The sequence below is a fragment of the Aliiroseovarius sp. CAU 1755 genome (assembly GCF_054482655.1).
The window spans coordinates 738,495-755,108 of sequence record NZ_JBTLRH010000001.1 but is presented as its reverse complement, the minus strand read 5'-3'; the positions used below and the strand labels follow the sequence as shown (position 1 = coordinate 755,108).

19 protein-coding genes and 1 tRNA gene are annotated in these 16,614 nt (G+C 59.2%); 7 read left to right on the top strand and 13 right to left on the bottom strand.

Annotated elements, in window-relative coordinates:
* Positions 1-24 precede the first annotated feature (24 nt).
* Entirely contained in the window at positions 25-1,263 is a 1,239-nt protein-coding gene (locus ACXYMP_RS03680) for a bifunctional folylpolyglutamate synthase/dihydrofolate synthase (RefSeq protein ID WP_458905317.1), read from the top strand.
* 446 nt (positions 1,264-1,709) lie between these two features.
* Here the strand turns inward: ACXYMP_RS03680 and zapE are convergent, their stop codons facing one another.
* Positions 1,710-2,792 (bottom strand): cell division protein ZapE, encoded by a 1,083-nt coding sequence (gene zapE / locus ACXYMP_RS03675; protein WP_458904414.1) that lies wholly within the window; start codon positions 2,790-2,792, stop codon positions 1,710-1,712.
* A gap of 98 nt (positions 2,793-2,890) precedes the next feature.
* Here zapE and ACXYMP_RS03670 point away from each other — a divergent pair, with 98 nt between their 5' ends.
* Positions 2,891-4,132 carry an MFS transporter gene (locus ACXYMP_RS03670; RefSeq protein ID WP_458904412.1) on the top strand — a complete coding sequence of 414 codons (1,242 nt, stop codon included), beginning with the start codon at positions 2,891-2,893 and terminating at the stop codon, positions 4,130-4,132.
* On the opposite strand, the gene ACXYMP_RS03665 is transcribed toward ACXYMP_RS03670, so the two are convergent.
* Complete coding sequence (locus ACXYMP_RS03665) at positions 4,129-4,587, bottom strand: Lrp/AsnC family transcriptional regulator (protein WP_248368520.1); 459 nt, start codon at positions 4,585-4,587, stop codon at positions 4,129-4,131. The genes ACXYMP_RS03670 and ACXYMP_RS03665 overlap by 4 nt on opposite strands.
* 163 nt (positions 4,588-4,750) lie before the next feature.
* Here ACXYMP_RS03665 and ald point away from each other — a divergent pair, with 163 nt between their 5' ends.
* Together ald and ACXYMP_RS03655 are read left to right on the top strand one after the other, a co-directional pair.
* Positions 4,751-5,869, top strand: coding sequence for an alanine dehydrogenase (gene ald, locus ACXYMP_RS03660; RefSeq protein WP_248368517.1), 1,119 nt, complete (start codon positions 4,751-4,753; stop codon positions 5,867-5,869).
* Positions 5,870-5,989: 120 nt separating this feature from the next.
* The gene (locus tag ACXYMP_RS03655; RefSeq protein WP_458904409.1) at positions 5,990-6,364 is read left to right on the top strand and encodes a DUF1801 domain-containing protein; all 375 of its coding nucleotides are present in this window, start codon (positions 5,990-5,992) and stop codon (positions 6,362-6,364) included.
* A gap of 81 nt (positions 6,365-6,445) precedes the next feature.
* On the opposite strand, the gene ACXYMP_RS03650 is transcribed toward ACXYMP_RS03655, so the two are convergent.
* The 7 genes from ACXYMP_RS03650 to pheS all read right to left on the bottom strand — a co-directional run bounded on the left by ACXYMP_RS03650 (position 6,446) and on the right by pheS (position 12,015).
* Positions 6,446-6,522 (bottom strand) — tRNA-Met (locus tag ACXYMP_RS03650).
* A 141-nt stretch (positions 6,523-6,663) separates the two neighbouring features.
* Entirely contained in the window at positions 6,664-7,092 is a 429-nt protein-coding gene (gene mscL, locus ACXYMP_RS03645) for a large conductance mechanosensitive channel protein MscL (protein WP_298568675.1), read from the bottom strand.
* A 134-nt stretch (positions 7,093-7,226) separates the two neighbouring features.
* Positions 7,227-7,676, bottom strand: coding sequence for a YtoQ family protein (locus ACXYMP_RS03640; RefSeq protein WP_248368509.1), 450 nt, complete (start codon positions 7,674-7,676; stop codon positions 7,227-7,229).
* A 47-nt stretch (positions 7,677-7,723) separates the two neighbouring features.
* Complete coding sequence (gene pheT, locus ACXYMP_RS03635; RefSeq protein ID WP_458904406.1) at positions 7,724-10,120, bottom strand: phenylalanine--tRNA ligase subunit beta; 2,397 nt, start codon at positions 10,118-10,120, stop codon at positions 7,724-7,726.
* Positions 10,117-10,563: an ASCH domain-containing protein gene (locus ACXYMP_RS03630; protein ID WP_458904404.1), complete on the bottom strand. Its 447-nt coding sequence runs from the start codon at positions 10,561-10,563 to the stop codon at positions 10,117-10,119. The genes pheT and ACXYMP_RS03630 overlap by 4 nt, the downstream gene beginning before the upstream one ends.
* Positions 10,564-10,594: 31 nt before the next feature.
* Positions 10,595-10,945 (bottom strand): DUF2513 domain-containing protein, encoded by a 351-nt coding sequence (locus ACXYMP_RS03625; RefSeq protein WP_298568686.1) that lies wholly within the window; start codon positions 10,943-10,945, stop codon positions 10,595-10,597.
* On the bottom strand, positions 10,942-12,015 hold the full coding sequence (gene pheS / locus ACXYMP_RS03620) for a phenylalanine--tRNA ligase subunit alpha (protein ID WP_298568688.1): 1,074 nt from the start codon (positions 12,013-12,015) through the stop codon (positions 10,942-10,944). The genes ACXYMP_RS03625 and pheS overlap by 4 nt, the downstream gene beginning before the upstream one ends.
* Positions 12,016-12,175: 160 nt before the next feature.
* On the opposite strand from pheS, the gene ACXYMP_RS03615 reads away from it, so the two are divergent.
* Positions 12,176-12,682, top strand: a complete 507-nt coding sequence (locus ACXYMP_RS03615; RefSeq protein ID WP_458904401.1) for a GNAT family N-acetyltransferase — start codon at positions 12,176-12,178, stop codon at positions 12,680-12,682.
* A 119-nt stretch (positions 12,683-12,801) separates the two neighbouring features.
* Here the strand turns inward: ACXYMP_RS03615 and rplT are convergent, their stop codons facing one another.
* The 4 genes from rplT to pyk all read right to left on the bottom strand — a co-directional run bounded on the left by rplT (position 12,802) and on the right by pyk (position 15,245).
* A complete protein-coding gene (rplT, locus tag ACXYMP_RS03610; RefSeq protein WP_298568694.1) occupies positions 12,802-13,167 on the bottom strand; it encodes a 50S ribosomal protein L20 in 366 nt (121 codons plus the stop codon).
* A 14-nt stretch (positions 13,168-13,181) separates the two neighbouring features.
* Complete coding sequence (gene rpmI / locus ACXYMP_RS03605; RefSeq protein ID WP_298568697.1) at positions 13,182-13,382, bottom strand: 50S ribosomal protein L35; 201 nt, start codon at positions 13,380-13,382, stop codon at positions 13,182-13,184.
* A gap of 133 nt (positions 13,383-13,515) precedes the next feature.
* Entirely contained in the window at positions 13,516-13,752 is a 237-nt protein-coding gene (locus ACXYMP_RS03600; protein WP_298568699.1) for a hypothetical protein, read from the bottom strand.
* 44 nt (positions 13,753-13,796) lie between these two features.
* Positions 13,797-15,245, bottom strand: coding sequence for a pyruvate kinase (pyk, locus tag ACXYMP_RS03595; protein WP_458904398.1), 1,449 nt, complete (start codon positions 15,243-15,245; stop codon positions 13,797-13,799).
* A gap of 131 nt (positions 15,246-15,376) precedes the next feature.
* Here pyk and ACXYMP_RS03590 point away from each other — a divergent pair, with 131 nt between their 5' ends.
* Positions 15,377-16,117 carry an N-formylglutamate amidohydrolase gene (locus ACXYMP_RS03590; protein WP_458904396.1) on the top strand — a complete coding sequence of 247 codons (741 nt, stop codon included), beginning with the start codon at positions 15,377-15,379 and terminating at the stop codon, positions 16,115-16,117.
* Positions 16,118-16,210: 93 nt separating this feature from the next.
* Positions 16,211-16,528 (top strand): DUF1244 domain-containing protein, encoded by a 318-nt coding sequence (locus ACXYMP_RS03585; protein WP_458904394.1) that lies wholly within the window; start codon positions 16,211-16,213, stop codon positions 16,526-16,528.
* The last annotated feature ends 86 nt before the right edge of the window (positions 16,529-16,614 follow it).

Here is a 16,614-nt window from a genome sequence, read left to right as displayed (position 1 = left end):
GGTTCGGACGTCATCCTGGATCGGATGATGTCCCTTCACCCGAAGATCATTGATCTGACGCTGGACCGTGTCTGGCGCCTTTTGCATGCGGTCGGCGACCCCCAAGACAAGCTGCCACCTGTCATCCATCTGGCGGGCACCAATGGCAAAGGCTCGACCCAAGCCATGCTGCGGGCGGGGCTTGAGGGGGCAGGCAAGCGCGTGCATGCCTATACCTCGCCGCATCTTGCACGGTTTCATGAGCGCATCCGTCTGGCGGGCGCGTTGATCGACGAGGCCGCGCTGACCGAAGTGCTCGACCGCTGCTATGCTGCCAATGGCGGCGAAACGATCACCTATTTCGAAATCACGACCGTGGCGGCGCTGATGGCGTTTGTGGAAACGCCTGCCGATTTCACCTTGCTGGAAACCGGACTGGGCGGACGGCTGGATGCCACCAATGTGGTAAGGAAGCCCGAGCTTACGATCATCACGCCAATCTCGATCGACCACACGCAGTTTCTGGGCGACACGCTCGCCGCGATTGCGGGGGAAAAGGCGGGGATCCTGAAACGCGGTGTGCCCTGTGTGGTCGGCCCGCAACCCGACGACGCGCTCGAGGTGATCGAGGCACGCGCGGCCAAGCTGGGGTGCCCCCTGTTTGTCCACGGCCAGCACTGGCACATGTGGGAAGAACGCGGGCGGTTCATCTTTCAGGACGAAACCGGTCTTCTGGACCTACCCATGCCTGCCCTGATCGGCCCGCATCAGTTGGAGAATGCAGGCGCCGCAATTGCTGCGCTGCGTCAACTTGGGTTCGACGAAGTGGCCTGCGGGGCGGCGATGCGCGACGTGACTTGGCCCGCCCGGATGCAGCGGCTGCGCCACGGCCCTCTTGTCGAAGCGGCTGGGAATGCCGAGCTTTGGCTGGATGGCGGTCACAACCCCGCCGCTGGCGAAACGCTTGCGAAAGTGCTTGCTGATCTACCCAACCGGCCAACCCATCTGATCTGTGGCATGCTGAACACCAAGGATATCGCCGGGTATCTGCGCCCCCTTGCAAATGTGGCCGAAAGCCTGACTGCGGTTTCCATTCCCGACGAGGTGAACACCCTTCCCGCCAGCACCACCGCAAGCGAAGCTAAGGCCGTCGGTTTGCCTGCATCCGAGGCGCCTTCGGTGCTGGACGCGGTGCGCGCCCTCACGAACGATGCGCCGGGCTGCCGTATCCTGATTTGCGGATCGCTGTATCTGGCAGGGAATGTGTTGAAGTCCAACGGCTAGGGAAACGGCCAGATTGACATGTTTCTGCTTTTCGTGATCACACTTTTTTTTTGGTAGGCTCATGTGGTTTGACTTCAGATCACGACTCAACCCCCCGAAAAGAATCAGTTTTTTGGTCCCCACCAAACCATCAAATGATTCGCAGCAAAATGTTGACAAAATAATCGGTTAGCATCTACATATAGGGTATTCTTCGGGTAAAGTTCACAGCAAGTGGACGGCCTGTCGAGCAGTACATATGACCGGGGAGGCTCTTGGTTCGACTGTCATCAAAACCGGTGAGTTTGTTTGTGATCACAAATAAGCTCGGACGGCAGAAAGCGACGAGACCTTCCCCGCCATGCCTTTTCAGAGCATACGACATTCCGGCGCAAGCCGCGTCACGGCGCGCGCAAAGTTTGGCAGGCAGGTAACAACCTGAGGGGTCGCCAAAGGGCGGCCCCGTCCTATTGCGTCCCCCAGTCCTTGTCCTGCATTTCACGCAGTCGGCTGGCGGTGCGTTCAAATTCAAACGACCCTTCGCCTTCGACATACAGCATTTCAGGCTGGGCCGCGGCCGATGCGATCAGCCTGACCTTCGCCTCATAAAGTGCGTCGATCAGAGTTACGAACCGCTTCGCCTCGTTGAAATTCGACCGGCTTAGGCGCGGGATATCTTCCAGCACCAAAAGCTTCACCGCGTTGGCAATGGTCAAATAATCCCCTGGCCCCAGCATCGCGCCACACAGGTCATGGAACCCGGCCCTTGCCGCCCCATTGCGATAGGCGGGCAGGACGACATCGCGCCCTTTGACGGTCAGGGTCAAAGGCTCGGCGTCACCTCCGGTCAGGTCACGCCAGATCGCGTCGATGGCCTTGCGCGCTTCGGCACCGGCGGGGGTGAAATACACTTGTTCACCCGCCAGACGGTCCTGCCGATAATCATTCGGGCTGACCAGTTCATGCACCACCATCTGGTCTTTGATCAGCGCGATGAAGGGCAGGAACAACTGACGGTTCAACCCGTCTTTATAGAGCGCATCCGGGTGCCGGTTCGAGGTCGTGACCACCACGACGCCCGCATCAAACAGCTTTTCAAACAGGCGCCCCACAAGCATTGCGTCCGTGATGTCGGTGATCTGCATCTCATCAAACGCAAACAAGCGCACGTCCGATACGATTTTCGCGGCCACCGGGGCCAGCGGATCATCCACACCGGTTTTGCGCGCGGCGGCCATGCCCTCGTGCACCTCTTGCATGAAGGCGTGAAAATGGACGCGACGCTTGGCGGATATTTCAAGGCTGTCCACGAACAGGTCCATCAGCATGGACTTCCCGCGCCCGACGCCCCCCCACAGATACAGCCCTTGCGGTACGTCTTCTGGCTTGGCATGAAACAGCCCGCCCAGAATGCCCCGCTTGCGCGTGGGGGCGGCCTCCAGATGGGCGCGAATATCCTCTAACGCGGGCAAGCATGCCTCTTGCGCCGGGTCGCGGGTGATTTCGCCCTTCTGGGCGAGTGTCTCGTATATCTCGATCAGGCTTGCCATAGCCGAGGAATAAGACGCTTCCAGCCATAAGGAAAGATGAAGTCGCGGATCATAAACGAAGAATTGACCAAGTGGTCGATTTCGCTAAACGTGCACGGATGACCGAGACACGCGCACCCCTTATCACGCCCGTCCTTGTGGCAGGCTGTTTGATCATCCTTGTCAGCTTCGCGATCCGCGCGAGCTTTGGCGTGTTTCAGATCCCGATTGCGACCGAGTTCAACTGGCCGCGTGCCGAGTTCTCGTTGGCGATTGCCATCCAGAACCTTGCATGGGGGATCGGGCAGCCGATCTTTGGGGCTATCGCTGAAAAAATCGGAGACCGCAAAGCCATCATCATGGGGGCGCTGATCTATGCGGTGGGGCTTGTGGCGTCGTCCTATGCGGTCACACCAGAAGCGCACCAACTGTTAGAAATCGCCGTGGGCTTCGGCATCGCCGGCACGGGCTTCGGTGTGATTCTGGCCGTTGTTGGGCGGGCGGCCAGCGATGACAACCGGTCTATGTCGCTGGCCATCGCGACTGCTGCGGGGTCGGCAGGTCAGGTGTTCGGCGCACCGCTGGCGGAATACCTGCTGGGCTTCATGTCGTGGCAAAACGTATTTGTCATCTTCGCCGCCGCGATCCTTGCAACGCTGGCGCTGCTTCCCCTGATGAAGACCGAAACAATCGCGTCGAAAGCCGAACTTGAAGACAGCATGGGCCAGATCCTGACCAAGGCGATGCGCGATCCCAGCTTCGCGCTGATCTTTCTGGGCTTCTTTTCCTGCGGCTATCAGCTGGCCTTCATCACCGCCCACTTTCCCGCCTTCGTGACCGAGATGTGCGGCGCGATTGACCCCTCTGGCACATTGGCGACGATCGGCGTTTCGACCACGTCGGCGCTGGGGGCAATCTCGATTTCCCTGATCGGGTTGGCCAATATCGCGGGCACGCTCTTGGCGGGTTATCTGGGCAAGACCTATTCCAAGAAATACTTGCTGGCGGGAATTTATGCGGCGCGGACAGTGGTCGCCGCACTGTTTATCCTGACGCCGATCACACCGACATCCGTCATCGTATTTTCCATCGCAATGGGGTCGCTGTGGCTGGCGACGGTGCCGCTGACCTCTGGTCTGGTCGCGCATATCTATGGGCTGCGCTATATGGGCACGCTGTATGGGATCGTCTTTTTCTCACACCAGTTGGGCAGCTTCCTGGGTGTTTGGCTGGGCGGGCGGATGTATGACGCGTTCGGCGATTATACCATGGTGTGGTGGATTGGCGTCGGCGTCGGTGCCTTTTCGGCCATCGTCCACTTGCCGGTGAAAGAGCAACCACTGGCCGCGCGCGCGGCCTAAACAGGCAGCGCAGTGGTTTTAAACACGGTGCGCAGCGCGAACGAGCTTTGCATCCCTTGCACCCCCGGAAGCCGCGCCAGATACTGACGGTGAATGCGGGCAAAGTCCTCGGTGTCTTGTGCGACGACCTTCAGAATATAATCCGCCGTCCCGGCCATCAGGTGACATTCCAGCACATCCGGGACCAAGGCGACCTCGCGTTCGAACGCATCCAGCAACTCATCCGCCTGACCAGACAGAGTGATCTCGACAAAAATGGTGGAAGGGCAGCCCATTTTGCGCGCATCCAGCAACGCAACATAATCACGGATATAACCATCGGCCTCGAGCCTTTGCACCCGGCGATGGCAGGCAGAAGGGGAAAGGTTGATCCGCTCGGACAGGTCCGAGTTGGATATCCGGCCCGTGCGTTGCAACACCCCAAGGATGCGACGGTCTATGCTGTCCAGTTCCATTTTCTCACAAACTTCTTGCGCACTTTGGCATCATTGCGGTGATTTATTCGACACTTTCTATCACCTGCGCCACTTCTTTTCAAAGCAATTGCGCAGAGATGCGCGCAAACTTGTCCCCTGAAAGATCGAATTAACCGACGACAGGGAATGAGGAGGATACCCCATGCTGATCGGATGCCCGAAAGAAATCAAACCGCAGGAGTTTCGCGTTGGTCTGACGCCCGCTGCTGCAGGCGAGGCGATTGCACGCGGTCACAGCGTCATCGTCGAGACCAACGCTGGCGTCGGCGCCGGGTTCATGGACGACGACTATGTCGCCGTTGGCGCCACCGTTCTGGATACCGCGAAAGAAGTGTTCGCCAAGGCCGACATGATTGTGAAGGTGAAGGAACCGCAAGCCGTTGAGCGCAAGATGCTGCGCGAAGGGCAGCTTCTGTTCACCTATCTGCACCTGGCCCCGGACCCCGAACAGACCAAAGACCTGCTGGACAGCGGGTGCACCGCGATTGCCTATGAAACCGTGACGGACCGCAGTGGCGGCCTGCCCCTGCTGGCCCCGATGTCCGAGGTTGCCGGTCGCCTGGCGCCGCAAAGCGGGTCTTGGGCGCTGCAAAAGGCCAATGGCGGCAGCGGCGTGCTGATGGGTGGCGTGCCCGGCGTGCGCCCGGCCAACGTGGCCATCATCGGCGGCGGCGTGGTGGGCGCAGCTGCAGCACGTGTCGCTGTCGGCATGGGCGCGAACGTCACCGTGCTGGATCGTTCTGTGCCGCGTCTGTCATATCTGGATGATGTGTTCATGGGGCGGCTGACAACGCAGTATTCCGACATGGCGGCTGTGGCCGAGTTGCTGCCGCGCGTTGATATGGTGGTTGGTGCCGTATTGATCCCCGGCGCAGCAGCGCCCAAGCTGATCAGCCGCGAACAATTGTCCTTGATGAAACCGGGGTCCGTTCTGGTGGATGTTGCCATCGATCAAGGCGGGTGCTTTGAAACGTCAAAGGCCACCACCCATGCCGAACCGATCTACGACGTGGACGGCATTGTGCATTACTGCGTGGCCAACATGCCGGGCGCGGTTGCCCGCACCTCGACCATCGCACTTGGCAACGCCACGATGCCTTTCATGCTGGCACTGGCCGGCAAGGGCTGGAAGCAAGCTTGCAAGGATGATGAGCATCTGCTGAACGGGTTGAATGTTCATGCGGGTAAGCTGACCTACGCCGCAGTGGGTGAAGCGCTTGGCATCGACTATATCTCGGCAGAAGATGCGCTGAAGATCTGACGTTTAACCAAGATTTGGAAAAGCCCTGCCATCTGGCGGGGCTTTTTCTTTGACACATGGGCGGCGGGGCAGCACCCTGCGCCTATGTCCAAGCCTTCACCTCCTTTCGCAAACGCGGCTGTGGCCGACACGTTTGATAGCTTCCCAACCGACGCGCGAGCGGGGCTTTTGGACTTACGCGACCTGATTTTCAGAACCGCGAAAAAGACCCCCAGTGTTGGACGCATTGAAGAGACGTTGAAGTGGGGCCAACCCGCCTATCTGACACCGGACAGCAAATCCGGCACCACGATCCGCCTGGGCGTCCCAAAATCCGGCGGCTTTGCGTTGTTCGTCCACTGCCAAACGACACTTATGTCAGAATTTCAGACCCTGTTTCCCGACGGTTTCACCTATGACGGCAACCGCGCCATTCATTTCACGGACGGGCAAGATCTGCCCCGTGACACCCTGCGACTGCTGATCAAAAGCGCGCTGACCTATCACTTGAAATGAAGCCCCAAAAACAAAAGAAGCCCCACACAGGGAGGGGCTTCCTTTTGCTGGTTTCCTGCAAACACAGGACCTTGCCGGATGTGGTAGCGTGGGGCGGACTTGAACCGCCGACCCCAGCATTATGAGTGCTGTGCTCTAACCAGCTGAGCTACCACGCCATCTCACATCGGAGGTCCAGATATTCCGGCCCGCCCCCGGTGTCAAACGAAAAACATAGAAATTTCGCGCCCGCGTTGGAAAAAGGCCAAAGAAAAGGGTGCCCGCTTTGAGGCACCCTTCAAACTTGGTCGCTGGCGCGTTTACTTCTTCAACGCGTCGCGGATCTCGACCAGCAGATCGACCTCGGAAGGCCCAGCGGGCGCTTCTTCTGCGGCTTCTTCTTCCTTCGCCGCAGCTTCCTTGGCCTTGTTGACGTAACGCACCAGCATGAACACCACGAAGGCAATAATCAGGAAGTTGATGATCGCCATGATGAACGAGCCGTATGCGAACACAGCGGCACCACTTTCGCGCGCGGCCTCTAGCGAAGCGCCTTCGGCCACGGTGCCGGACAAGGTGGCATACATGTTAGTGAAGTCGATCCCACCCATGAACAGCCCGATGATCGGGTTGATCAGATCAGCCACCAAAGAGCTGACAATGGCGGTGAACGCTGCACCGATAATGATACCAACGGCCATGTCCATGACATTGCCCTTAGCGATAAAGTCTTTGAATTCTTGAAGCATACTGTCCTCACTACACATTGTTCGCCAGCGCGTTTCCACCAGCCTGCGCGAAGCCTAGCGTAAAACATTAATGCTTGCATATTGTTTCGTGGGGAAAAACAGTCTGCTGTTACCCGTAGATTGTTGACGAATGTCTAGCGGCTTATGCTGCCTGTCAGGACATAGCGCAGGATCTCGACCACCTGATGGGGTTCGCGCGCCACGGCAAGCGCTGCGGCGTCCACTTCTTTCAGCGGGTGGTCATGTTCTGGCTGCTGCAAGACGATCAGCGACTTGCCTTTCGCGGCGGCATATCCAGCGTCAAACGCGGCGTTCCACTGGCGGTATTTCTCGCCAAACCGGACGACGACCACGTCGGCATCCTCGATCGCTTTGCGGGTGCGGATCGCATTCACCATCGCTCCCTTGTGGTCGTGCCAATACTTGTTGTCCTCGGCACCCAGAATATCCACGCCGCAATCGTCCGAGGCGTCGTGATCGGTGACGGGCGACGAAAACGTGACATCCAGCCCCTTCGCGCCGTCGATGATTTGCTCGCGCCAATCGGTGTGAATCTCGCCGGACAGGTATACGTTCAGGGTCATGTCATTCCTCCTTGTTGGTGCAGCCCCTTAGGGCCACGCGAGTCAGTTCAGCCGCGCAATGTGCCGCCAGTGGCCTTGCCCACCTTCTCGACGATCTTGGCGCTGACCGCTTCGATGTCCTTGTCGGTCAGGGTCGCGTCACGCGGTTGCAGGCGCACGGTGATGGCGAGGGATTTCTTGCCCTCGCCCAGCGATCCGCCGATAAATTCGTCAAAGACATTCACGTCGACGATCAGCGCCTTGTCGGCCCCGGCGGCGGTGTTCACCAAGTTGATCGCCTCCACGTCGGCATCCACCACGAAGGCGAAGTCGCGTTCGACGGGTTGCAAATCACTGGCCCCCAGCGCGCCGCGCCCTGTGCCTTTGGCTTTCGGGAACGGCACCTTCGCCAGATGCACGGCGAAGGCCACAACGGGGCCTTTTACGTCCATGTCCGCGATGGCTTTCGGATGCAACTCGCCAAACGCGCCAAGGATGTTCTTCGGCCCCAGCCCCAGCTTGGCCGAGCGTCCGGGGTGCCACCACGCGTTCATGTCGCGCACATAGGTCAGTTTGGCGGGCGCGCCGATGGCGTTCAACACGGCCTCGACATCGGCCTTGGCGTCATAGGTATCGACCGGGCGGCGCGCGCCGAAACGGTCACGCGGGCCGGTGTGACCGACGAGGATGCCGGTGACCATCTGTTCATATTCTTCCGGCTCACCACCGTGGAAGACAGGTCCAACCTCAAACAGCGCCAGATCCATGAAACCGCGTGCCTGGTTGCGGGCGGCGGCTTGCAGCAAACCGGGCAGCAGGGATGGGCGCATATGGCTCATTTCAGACGAGATCGGGTTTTGCAACTGCGTCACATCTGCCCCACCGCCAAACCGCTTGGCACTGCCCTCATCAATGAAGCTGTAGGTCACACATTCGTTGTAGCCCAGCGCGGCCACGGTGCGGCGCGCCATGCCTTCACGCTTCTGCAGTGGCGTCAGGATCGCCTTGGGCACGCCAACATGGGCGCGCGGCAGCGGCTTGCCGACCAGCTTGGTCAGGGAGGCGACACGCGCGACCTCTTCCACCAGATCGGCCGAGCCTTGCACGTCGGGGCGCCAGCTTGGCACGTGGGCCATGCCGTCCTTGATGGTGAAGCCCAGCGCGGTCAGCGTCTTGCGCTGTTCATCCGCCGGAATGTCCATGCCGACCAGCGATTGCACTCGGTCTGTGTCCAGCTTGAAGGCGCGGCTTGTGTCCGGCACTTCGCCCGCGGTCACCACGTCCGACGGCTCGCCGCCGCAAAGATCAAGGATCATCTGGGTCGCGGCTTCGATCGCCTGCGCGTTATAGGCCGGGTCGATACCGCGTTCGTTGCGATAGCGCGCGTCGGAATTGATCTTCAGCGCACGCCCGGTGCGGGCAATTTGTTTCGTGTCCCAGAACGCGGCCTCTAGAAATACGTTGGTGGTGTCAAAGGTCGCACCGGTGGGCAGACCGCCCATGATGCCGCCGATGGACTCCACACCTTCATTATCCGAAATGATGACCATGCCGGGCGCGAAGGTATATTCCTTCTCGTCCAGCCCCATCAGGGTCTCGCCACCCTTGGCACGGTGCACGCGCAGGTCACCCTTGACCTTGTCGGCGTCAAACACGTGCAGCGGGCGGTTCATGTCATAGGTGAAGAAGTTGGTGATATCGACAAGGGCCGAGATCGGGCGCAACCCAATCGCGCGAAGACGCGCTTGCAACCACGCGGGGGACGGCCCGTTCTTCACGCCCTTGATCAGACGGCCCATGAATAGCGGGTTCGCGTCTTTGGTGTCGTCGTCAATGGTCACATTGATCGGGCTGGGGAAGCTGCCTTTGACCTTATGCTCTTTCAAAGGCTTCAATGTTCCCAACCCACGGGCTGCCAAGTCACGCGCAACGCCACGCACGCCCAGCGCATCGGGGCGGTTCGGCGTGATCGCAATCTCGATCACCGGATCGACGCGTGAGGGGTCATTGGCGGCGAGCCAGTCGACGAATTTCGCGCCCACTTCGCCAGACGGCAGCTCGATGATGCCGTCATGTTCTTCCGACAGTTCCAACTCGCGTTCAGACGCCATCATGCCGTGGCTTTCCACGCCACGGATTTTGCCGACCGACAGCGTCACGTCGATGCCGGGCACATAGTCGCCGGGCTTGGCGAGGACCACGGTGATCCCCTCGCGCGCATTGGGCGCGCCGCAAACGATTTGCACGTCGCCTTCGTTGGTCTCCACCGTGCAGACTTTCAGACGGTCCGCGTCGGGGTGTTTTTCAGCCGACTTCACTTTGGCCAAGGTGAACGCGCCCAGACGGTCGAGCGGGTTGAAGATCCCCTCAACCTCCAGCCCCAGATCGGTGCAGGCCTCGGCGATCTCGTCCACGGACGCCGTGGTGTCGAGGTGGTCTTTCAGCCAGGAGAGTGTGAATTTCATGTCTTGTCCTCTGTCTGCATCGCCGGTCGGCTTGCCAAATCTTCAACCACTTCGAAATGTTCGAACAGCAACATCATCTCGGGGTCAAACCCACCGTTGCGTTCGAAATAGGCCTTGTGGCCGCGCTGCCACCCTTCCAGCGTTTCGCCCTCGGCATGGGCCAATTCCTCGGTGACATCGCAAAACCGGACTTGTTCGACCGACTTGGTGCGGATCACCAGCGCTGGCGTGCCGTCCCAGTTGGCGGCGATATCGCAGCGACCGACCTTGGGCATCGCATCCGGGTCGTCCGCGAAGTCACGCAGCGCGCCCGAGGTCGCAAGCTTTTGCCCCGCCCGCACCCGCTTGATCAGCTTGGCCGACAGTTTGGCGCTGTCGCCGAACTTGAACGTGCCCGCGCCGGGATAGGTCACTTGCAGGTCTTCGATGTCATCGTCGCTCATTTGGAAAGCTCCGGTTTGGTGCTGAGTTTCATCAGAGTGTAACTCCCAATTTCGCAGCCACTTCCTGTTTCACGTAGGAAAGCGCTAAGTCTTTCATCATTTGCAACGTCATTCCGCCAACTTCTGCTGCACCACTCTTGGTTTTATTCCAAATGGTATCGTTCCGAATAGCGTCCAAATAATCGTGGCCGGAATTTGTAAGGCGAAAGGTCTGGTCCCCCACCTCAGTCACCATCCCGGCATCGCATAGCAAATTCACATGCCCTAATTTCATTCGGCGTTCTTCAGACATACCTAGTGAGCTTAGAACTGCGACTAGCCAGTCTTTCTGCTCTTCAAATTCGAAGAGTATTTCTCGCAGCATATCATCGTCGCGTTTCACCTACTCAATCCCCCCCGCATCGTCGGGACATCCAACGAGCTGAACCCGTAGTGGCGCAGCCAGCGCAAGTCGCTGTCAAAGAACGCGCGTAGGTCGGGGATGCCGTATTTCAGCATCGCCAGACGGTCGATGCCGAGGCCGAAGGCGAAGCCTTGCCACTTGTCCGGGTCCACGCCCGCCGATTGCAGCACGTGCGGGTGCACCATGCCGGAGCCGAGGATTTCCATCCAGTCGTCGCCCTCGCCCAATTTCAGCGTGCCGCCTTCCCAAGAGCAGCGGATGTCGACCTCGGCGGACGGTTCCGTGAAGGGGAAATGTGAGGCGCGGAAGCGCAGTTCGATGCCGTCGATTTCAAAGAAGGCGCGGCAGAATTCTTCCAGCGTCCATTTCAGGTTCGCCATCGAGATGTCTTTGTCGATCGCCAGCCCTTCGACCTGATGGAACATCGGGGTGTGGGTCTGGTCGTAATCGGCGCGATAGACGCGGCCTGGTGCGATCACGCGGATCGGCGCGCCCTGCGCCATCATCGCGCGGATTTGCACCGGGCTGGTATGGGTGCGCAGCACATGCGGCGGACGCTCGTCGCCGTCCGGCATGGTCATATAGAAGGTGTCCATCTCGGTCCGGGTGGGGTGGTCCGCCGGGATGTTCAGGGCGTCGAAGTTATACCAGTCGCTTTCGATCTGCGGACCTTCGGCAACCGCGAAACCCATGTCGCCAAAGATCGCGCTGATCTCCTCCGTGACCTGCGAAATCGGGTGGATGGTGCCTTGGCGTTGCGGGCGGCCCGGCAGGGTCACGTCCAGCCATTCGGTGCGCAAACGCTCGTCCAGCGCGGCATCAGCCAGCCCGGATTTCTTGGCGGCGATGGCCGAGTTGATCTCGTCCTTCAGCGCGTTCAGCTTGGGGCCAGCGACTTGGCGTTCTTCCGGCGTCATCTTGCCCAGCTCGCGCATTTTCAGGGCGACTTCGCCCTTCTTGCCGACGGCTTGCACGCGGATATCTTCCAGTGTCGCTTCGTCCGCGGCACCGCCGATTGCATCAAGGTATTTCGTTCTAAGCTCGTCCATGTCGGTCCCTTTGCGTCGCACCGCTTCCAGCTAGCGAATGCAGGGCAAAATGGCAAGCGGGCGCGACCCGGATGGCTCGTTCAGCCGCCGACGAAACCGCGAGCCGACTGCAAGCTCACTTTCGCGTATACTTGTCGCACCAAGTTGGGGGAGACACCAAATGCTGAAAATCGAAAGAGCGACATTTCCAAAGGACGCGCAAGTCGTTGCAGACCTGTTTCTTGGGTATATCGACTTCCTTTTCAAACGATCCCCGGAAGAACGCGAGAATATTCTGAAGAAATATGACCCCGAAAAGATTGACGACCTGGTCGAAGGCTTTGCCAAGGACCATGGGCGGCCCAATGGCGAACTTTTGATCGCTTACTTGGACGGAAAACCGATTGGGTGCGGCATGATGCGAGAGATGGAGCCGGGCATCGCAGAGATTCAGCGCGTCTTTGTCACGACAGACGCCAGAGGCTTGGGGGCAGGCAAAGCGATCACACTGGCGCTGATGGACCGGGCGCGGAAAGACGGCAAGACGATTGTCCGCCTTGATACGGGCCGCGCCCTTGTGGAAGCGTCCGGGCTATACGAGGCGTTGGGGTTCGAGGAGAGATCCCCCTACCACCAAGACACACCGTATCTGGATCACTTGATCCGATACTACGAGCGACCGCTGTGATCCGGCTTGCCTGCGCCAGACCAATTGCCAAATGCGCGCGTTGGTCATCTTTCAGACATACAAACAAAAAAGCCGCCGAGTTTCCCCAGCGGCTTCTTTGAACTTATACGCGGCTTGGCTTAGGCAGCCAGAGCAGCTTGTGCTTTTTCAACGATCGCACCGAATGCATCGGGCTCGTGCACGGCCAGATCGGCCAGAACCTTACGGTCCACTTCGACGCCAGCCAAGTTCAGGCCGTTGATAAAACGCGAGTATGTCAGTGTCTCATCATGCGAACGCACGGCTGCGTTGATCCGCTGGATCCACAGCGCACGGAAGTTGCGCTTGCGGTTCTTGCGGTCACGGGTTGCGTATTGGTTCGCCTTGTCGACGGCTTGGCGCGCGACCTTGAAGGTATTCTTGCGGCGGCCGTAATAGCCTTTTGCGGCTTTGACGACTTTCTTGTGACGGGCGTGAGTTGTGGTTCCACCTTTAACGCGGGACATATCAGTATCTCCTCTTAACGATCGTAGGGCATGAAGCCCTTGACGATCTTGGCGTCGGGGGCGGACAGGGTCGTGGTTCCGCGCGAATTGCGCAGGAATTTGTTAGAGCGTTTGATCATGCCGTGGCGTTTGCCGGCTTGACCTGCCAGGACTTTACCTGTCGCTGTCACCTTGAAGCGCTTCTTGGCGCTTGATTTGGTCTTCATCTTGGGCATTTCCGTCTCCTTCATGGGTTCGGTTTCCGCACGACTCGGCATGCCACTTGAGCCGGTCGCGCATGAAGTCGGGCGTATATGAGGAATCGAACAGGCTGGCAAGAGGAAACTGCCCGCGATCGCGAACAGCCCGTCAGGCCGAGAAAAAGCGAAGCGCGCGTTGGACGACAGAGTTAAACACGCCGGGTATGCCTTCGATGTCATAGCCGGTCGGTTTCTGTGTGATCGCGATCGCAATCAACCCGCCACCGATCAGCAATAGAATCGCCGGAATACGCGGCGCGCGGCCTTCACGTAACGCGGCCAAAAACGATGGCACCGAAAGAACAAGCACCACTAAACCAATTACTAAAAACGTGTCTTCTCGCATCGCTACCTCGTTCAAACACCTTTGTCTGGTGCGGTAGCATAACTTTATTCCTGATCTGCGGCAAAAATAAGTCGTTCGTCGCATGGGGCGACACGAAGGATATTCGTCGTCCCGGGCACATTGAACGGCACGCCTGCGGTTACGACAATCTGATCCTCAGCTGTGGCGAAACCAGCACTGCGGGCGGCACGGGCGGCCGAGACCACGGCCGCTTTGAACCGCTCAACCTCGCCTGATGTCACAAAACAGTTTGTCCCCCAGGACAGGCACAAACGCCGCGCGGTTCCCCGCAGCGGGGTCAAGGCGATGATTGGCACCCGCGGGCGTTCGCGCGATGTCAAAAGCGCGGTGGTGCCGGATTGGGTGAAACAGCAGATTGCCTTGATGTCCGTCGTTTCCGCGATTTCGCGGGCAGCGGCAACGATACCATCAGCAACGCCACTGCGGCTGGCAACGCGGGCCGCATCGACTTGCTCCAGATATGTCGCGTCATGTTCGACTTCGATGGCAACGGCATTCATCGTAGAGACAGCCTCGATCGGGTATTGCCCGGCGGCGCTTTCAGCCGACAACATTACCGCATCGGCGCCGTCATAAATGGCGTTGGCCACATCCGACACCTCGGCCCGCGTGGGCATTGGGCTTTCGATCATGCTTTCCAACATCTGTGTGGCAACGATAACTGGTTTCCCTGCCCTGCGGCAGGCATGGATCAGGCGTTTCTGAATGGGCGGCACGGCATAGACTGGCAGCTCCACACCAAGGTCGCCGCGCGCCACCATGACACCATCCGAAACCTCAAGAATAGCGTCGAACGCATGCACGGCAGACGGTTTTTCAATCTTTGACAGGATCGCAGCGCGCCCATTGGCCAGTTCGCGGGCTTCTTCCACATCCTCGGGGCGCTGCACGAAGCTGAGCGCCAACCAGTCGACACCCAGCTGGCAGGCAAACTCCAAATCTGCGCGGTCTTTCTTGGAAAGCGCGGCCAGAGGCAACACAACATCGGGCACATTCACGCCCTTGCGATCCGAAATGGTGCCGCCGACTTCGACCAGGCAATTCGCAAAATCCGGTCCGCAATCCTTAACCTTCATGCGCAACTTGCCGTCATTCACCAGCAACGTAGAGCCCGGCTTCAGTGCTGCGAAAATCTCGGGGTGGGGCAGGCAAACGCGGTGGCCTTCACCGGCTGTTTCGTCCAGATCGAACCGAAAATCCTGACCTTCTTCGATGTCGGCGGCGCCAGCGGCAAATACACCGCAGCGCAGTTTCGGCCCCTGCAGATCGGCCAGGATCGCGATTGGACGTTCCATATCCTTTTCGACCCGCCGGATCAGCGCGTGACGTTCGCGTTGTTCGTCCTGCGTGCCGTGGGACATGTTCATCCGAAAGACGTCCGCGCCCGCCTCGAACAAGGCCCGAATCGTATCATAGTCATCGGAGGCTGGTCCAAGTGTAGCGACGATTTTTACGTTGCGGTTACGTCTCACAGCGCGCGGCTCCTCTTATTTTTTCGTTGTTTCGGGCTTGTTTGCTCTATGCCCGAAAATGTTAGCGCTGACAACTGGCGTTCCCCAATCGCCTCGCATAAACGGGACTGGCACAGTTAATCAACAAGACCATGACATACCAACCTTATTACATCATCGGCAAAGGCCGTCCATCACGCTGGCTGATTACCTGCGACCACGCCGCCAATACGGTGCCGCCTTGTGTCGGCGGCGGGGATCTGGGCATTGCTGAAGAAGATTTGGCCCGCCACATTGCCTATGATGTGGGCGCGGCCGGTGTCACACGGCATTTGTCTCAGCTTCTGGATGCTCCGGCAATTCTGTCGAACTTTTCGCGACTGGTGATCGACCCGAACCGCGGCGAAGATGACCCGACCCTGATCATGAGGCTCTATGACGGAACCGTGGTGCCAGCCAATCGTGGCGTTGATGAAACCGAACGCGCCCGCCGTCTGGATGTCTGCTATCGCCCCTATCACGACGCTCTCGCCGAAATGGCTGCCCGACAAGACCACACGGTGATCGTCGCGATGCACTCCTATACACCGCAACTGAAGGGGCGCGAGCTTCGCCCATGGCACATTGCCGTGCTGCATGACCGCGACAGTCGGCTTGCCACGCCGTTGATCCAACGGCTGCGGGACGAACCCGACCTTTGCGTGGGCGAGAACGAGCCTTATGGCGGGCACTTGGACGGAGACAGTATCGACCGGCATGCGGTCCAGACCGGTCGCGTCAATGTCCTGATCGAGATACGGAACGACCTGATCCAAACCGAGGCGCAACAACGCGACTGGGCCGAACGGCTGGCCCCGGCTCTGATGGAAACGCTCGCCAAAACCGGGCTGTGATGCCCGGGCTGTTTTGGCGTGACGGCATTTGATCGATCCTTGGCTCAGCAACCGTCGCACGCTACCACATGTCACCTAGCAAAGGACAACACCATGGATGACCAGACCCGGATCGAGATCGAAGCCGCCGCCTTTCGCCGCCTGCAAAAGCACCTGATGGAGGACCGTCAGGACGTGCAGAATATCGACATGATGAACCTTGCGGGGTTTTGCCGGAACTGCCTGAGCCGCTGGTATCAGGAAGCGGCCAACGAACGCGGCATCGACATGACCAAGGACGAAGGTCGCGAGGCCTATTACGGTATGCCGTATGACGACTGGAAGGCTCTGCATCAAACCGATGCCAGCGCCGAGAAACAGGCCGCCTTTGACGTTGCCTTTCGCGAGAATGTTTTGAACGAAAAGGACTAACCTCGCTGCGCCACCCGGCCCGGATCTGCGCCCTTTTCAAGCCTGTCGGTCGGTGCCATGTTGCAACTATGAACTGACAAGAAAGG

What these genes read in the sequence shown, in the direction of transcription:
- rpmI (WP_298568697.1), bottom strand. Translation starts at nt 13,382, where the DNA reads ATGCCCAAGATGAAGACCAAATCAAGCGCCAAGAAGCGCTTCAAGGTG.
- ald (WP_248368517.1), top strand. Translation starts at nt 4,751, where the DNA reads ATGCTGATCGGATGCCCGAAAGAAATCAAACCGCAGGAGTTTCGCGTT.
- zapE (WP_458904414.1), bottom strand. Translation starts at nt 2,792, where the DNA reads ATGGCAAGCCTGATCGAGATATACGAGACACTCGCCCAGAAGGGCGAA.
- rplT (WP_298568694.1), bottom strand. Translation starts at nt 13,167, where the DNA reads ATGTCCCGCGTTAAAGGTGGAACCACAACTCACGCCCGTCACAAGAAA.
- mscL (WP_298568675.1), bottom strand. Translation starts at nt 7,092, where the DNA reads ATGCTTCAAGAATTCAAAGACTTTATCGCTAAGGGCAATGTCATGGAC.
- pheT (WP_458904406.1), bottom strand. Translation starts at nt 10,120, where the DNA reads ATGAAATTCACACTCTCCTGGCTGAAAGACCACCTCGACACCACGGCG.
- ACXYMP_RS03630 (WP_458904404.1), bottom strand. Translation starts at nt 10,563, where the DNA reads ATGAGCGACGATGACATCGAAGACCTGCAAGTGACCTATCCCGGCGCG.
- pheS (WP_298568688.1), bottom strand. Translation starts at nt 12,015, where the DNA reads ATGGACGAGCTTAGAACGAAATACCTTGATGCAATCGGCGGTGCCGCG.
- ACXYMP_RS03670 (WP_458904412.1), top strand. Translation starts at nt 2,891, where the DNA reads ATGACCGAGACACGCGCACCCCTTATCACGCCCGTCCTTGTGGCAGGC.
- ACXYMP_RS03590 (WP_458904396.1), top strand. Translation starts at nt 15,377, where the DNA reads ATGACATACCAACCTTATTACATCATCGGCAAAGGCCGTCCATCACGC.
- ACXYMP_RS03615 (WP_458904401.1), top strand. Translation starts at nt 12,176, where the DNA reads ATGCTGAAAATCGAAAGAGCGACATTTCCAAAGGACGCGCAAGTCGTT.
- ACXYMP_RS03680 (WP_458905317.1), top strand. Translation starts at nt 25, where the DNA reads ATGATGTCCCTTCACCCGAAGATCATTGATCTGACGCTGGACCGTGTC.
- ACXYMP_RS03585 (WP_458904394.1), top strand. Translation starts at nt 16,211, where the DNA reads ATGGATGACCAGACCCGGATCGAGATCGAAGCCGCCGCCTTTCGCCGC.
- ACXYMP_RS03640 (WP_248368509.1), bottom strand. Translation starts at nt 7,676, where the DNA reads ATGACCCTGAACGTATACCTGTCCGGCGAGATTCACACCGATTGGCGC.
- ACXYMP_RS03600 (WP_298568699.1), bottom strand. Translation starts at nt 13,752, where the DNA reads ATGCGAGAAGACACGTTTTTAGTAATTGGTTTAGTGGTGCTTGTTCTT.
- ACXYMP_RS03665 (WP_248368520.1), bottom strand. Translation starts at nt 4,587, where the DNA reads ATGGAACTGGACAGCATAGACCGTCGCATCCTTGGGGTGTTGCAACGC.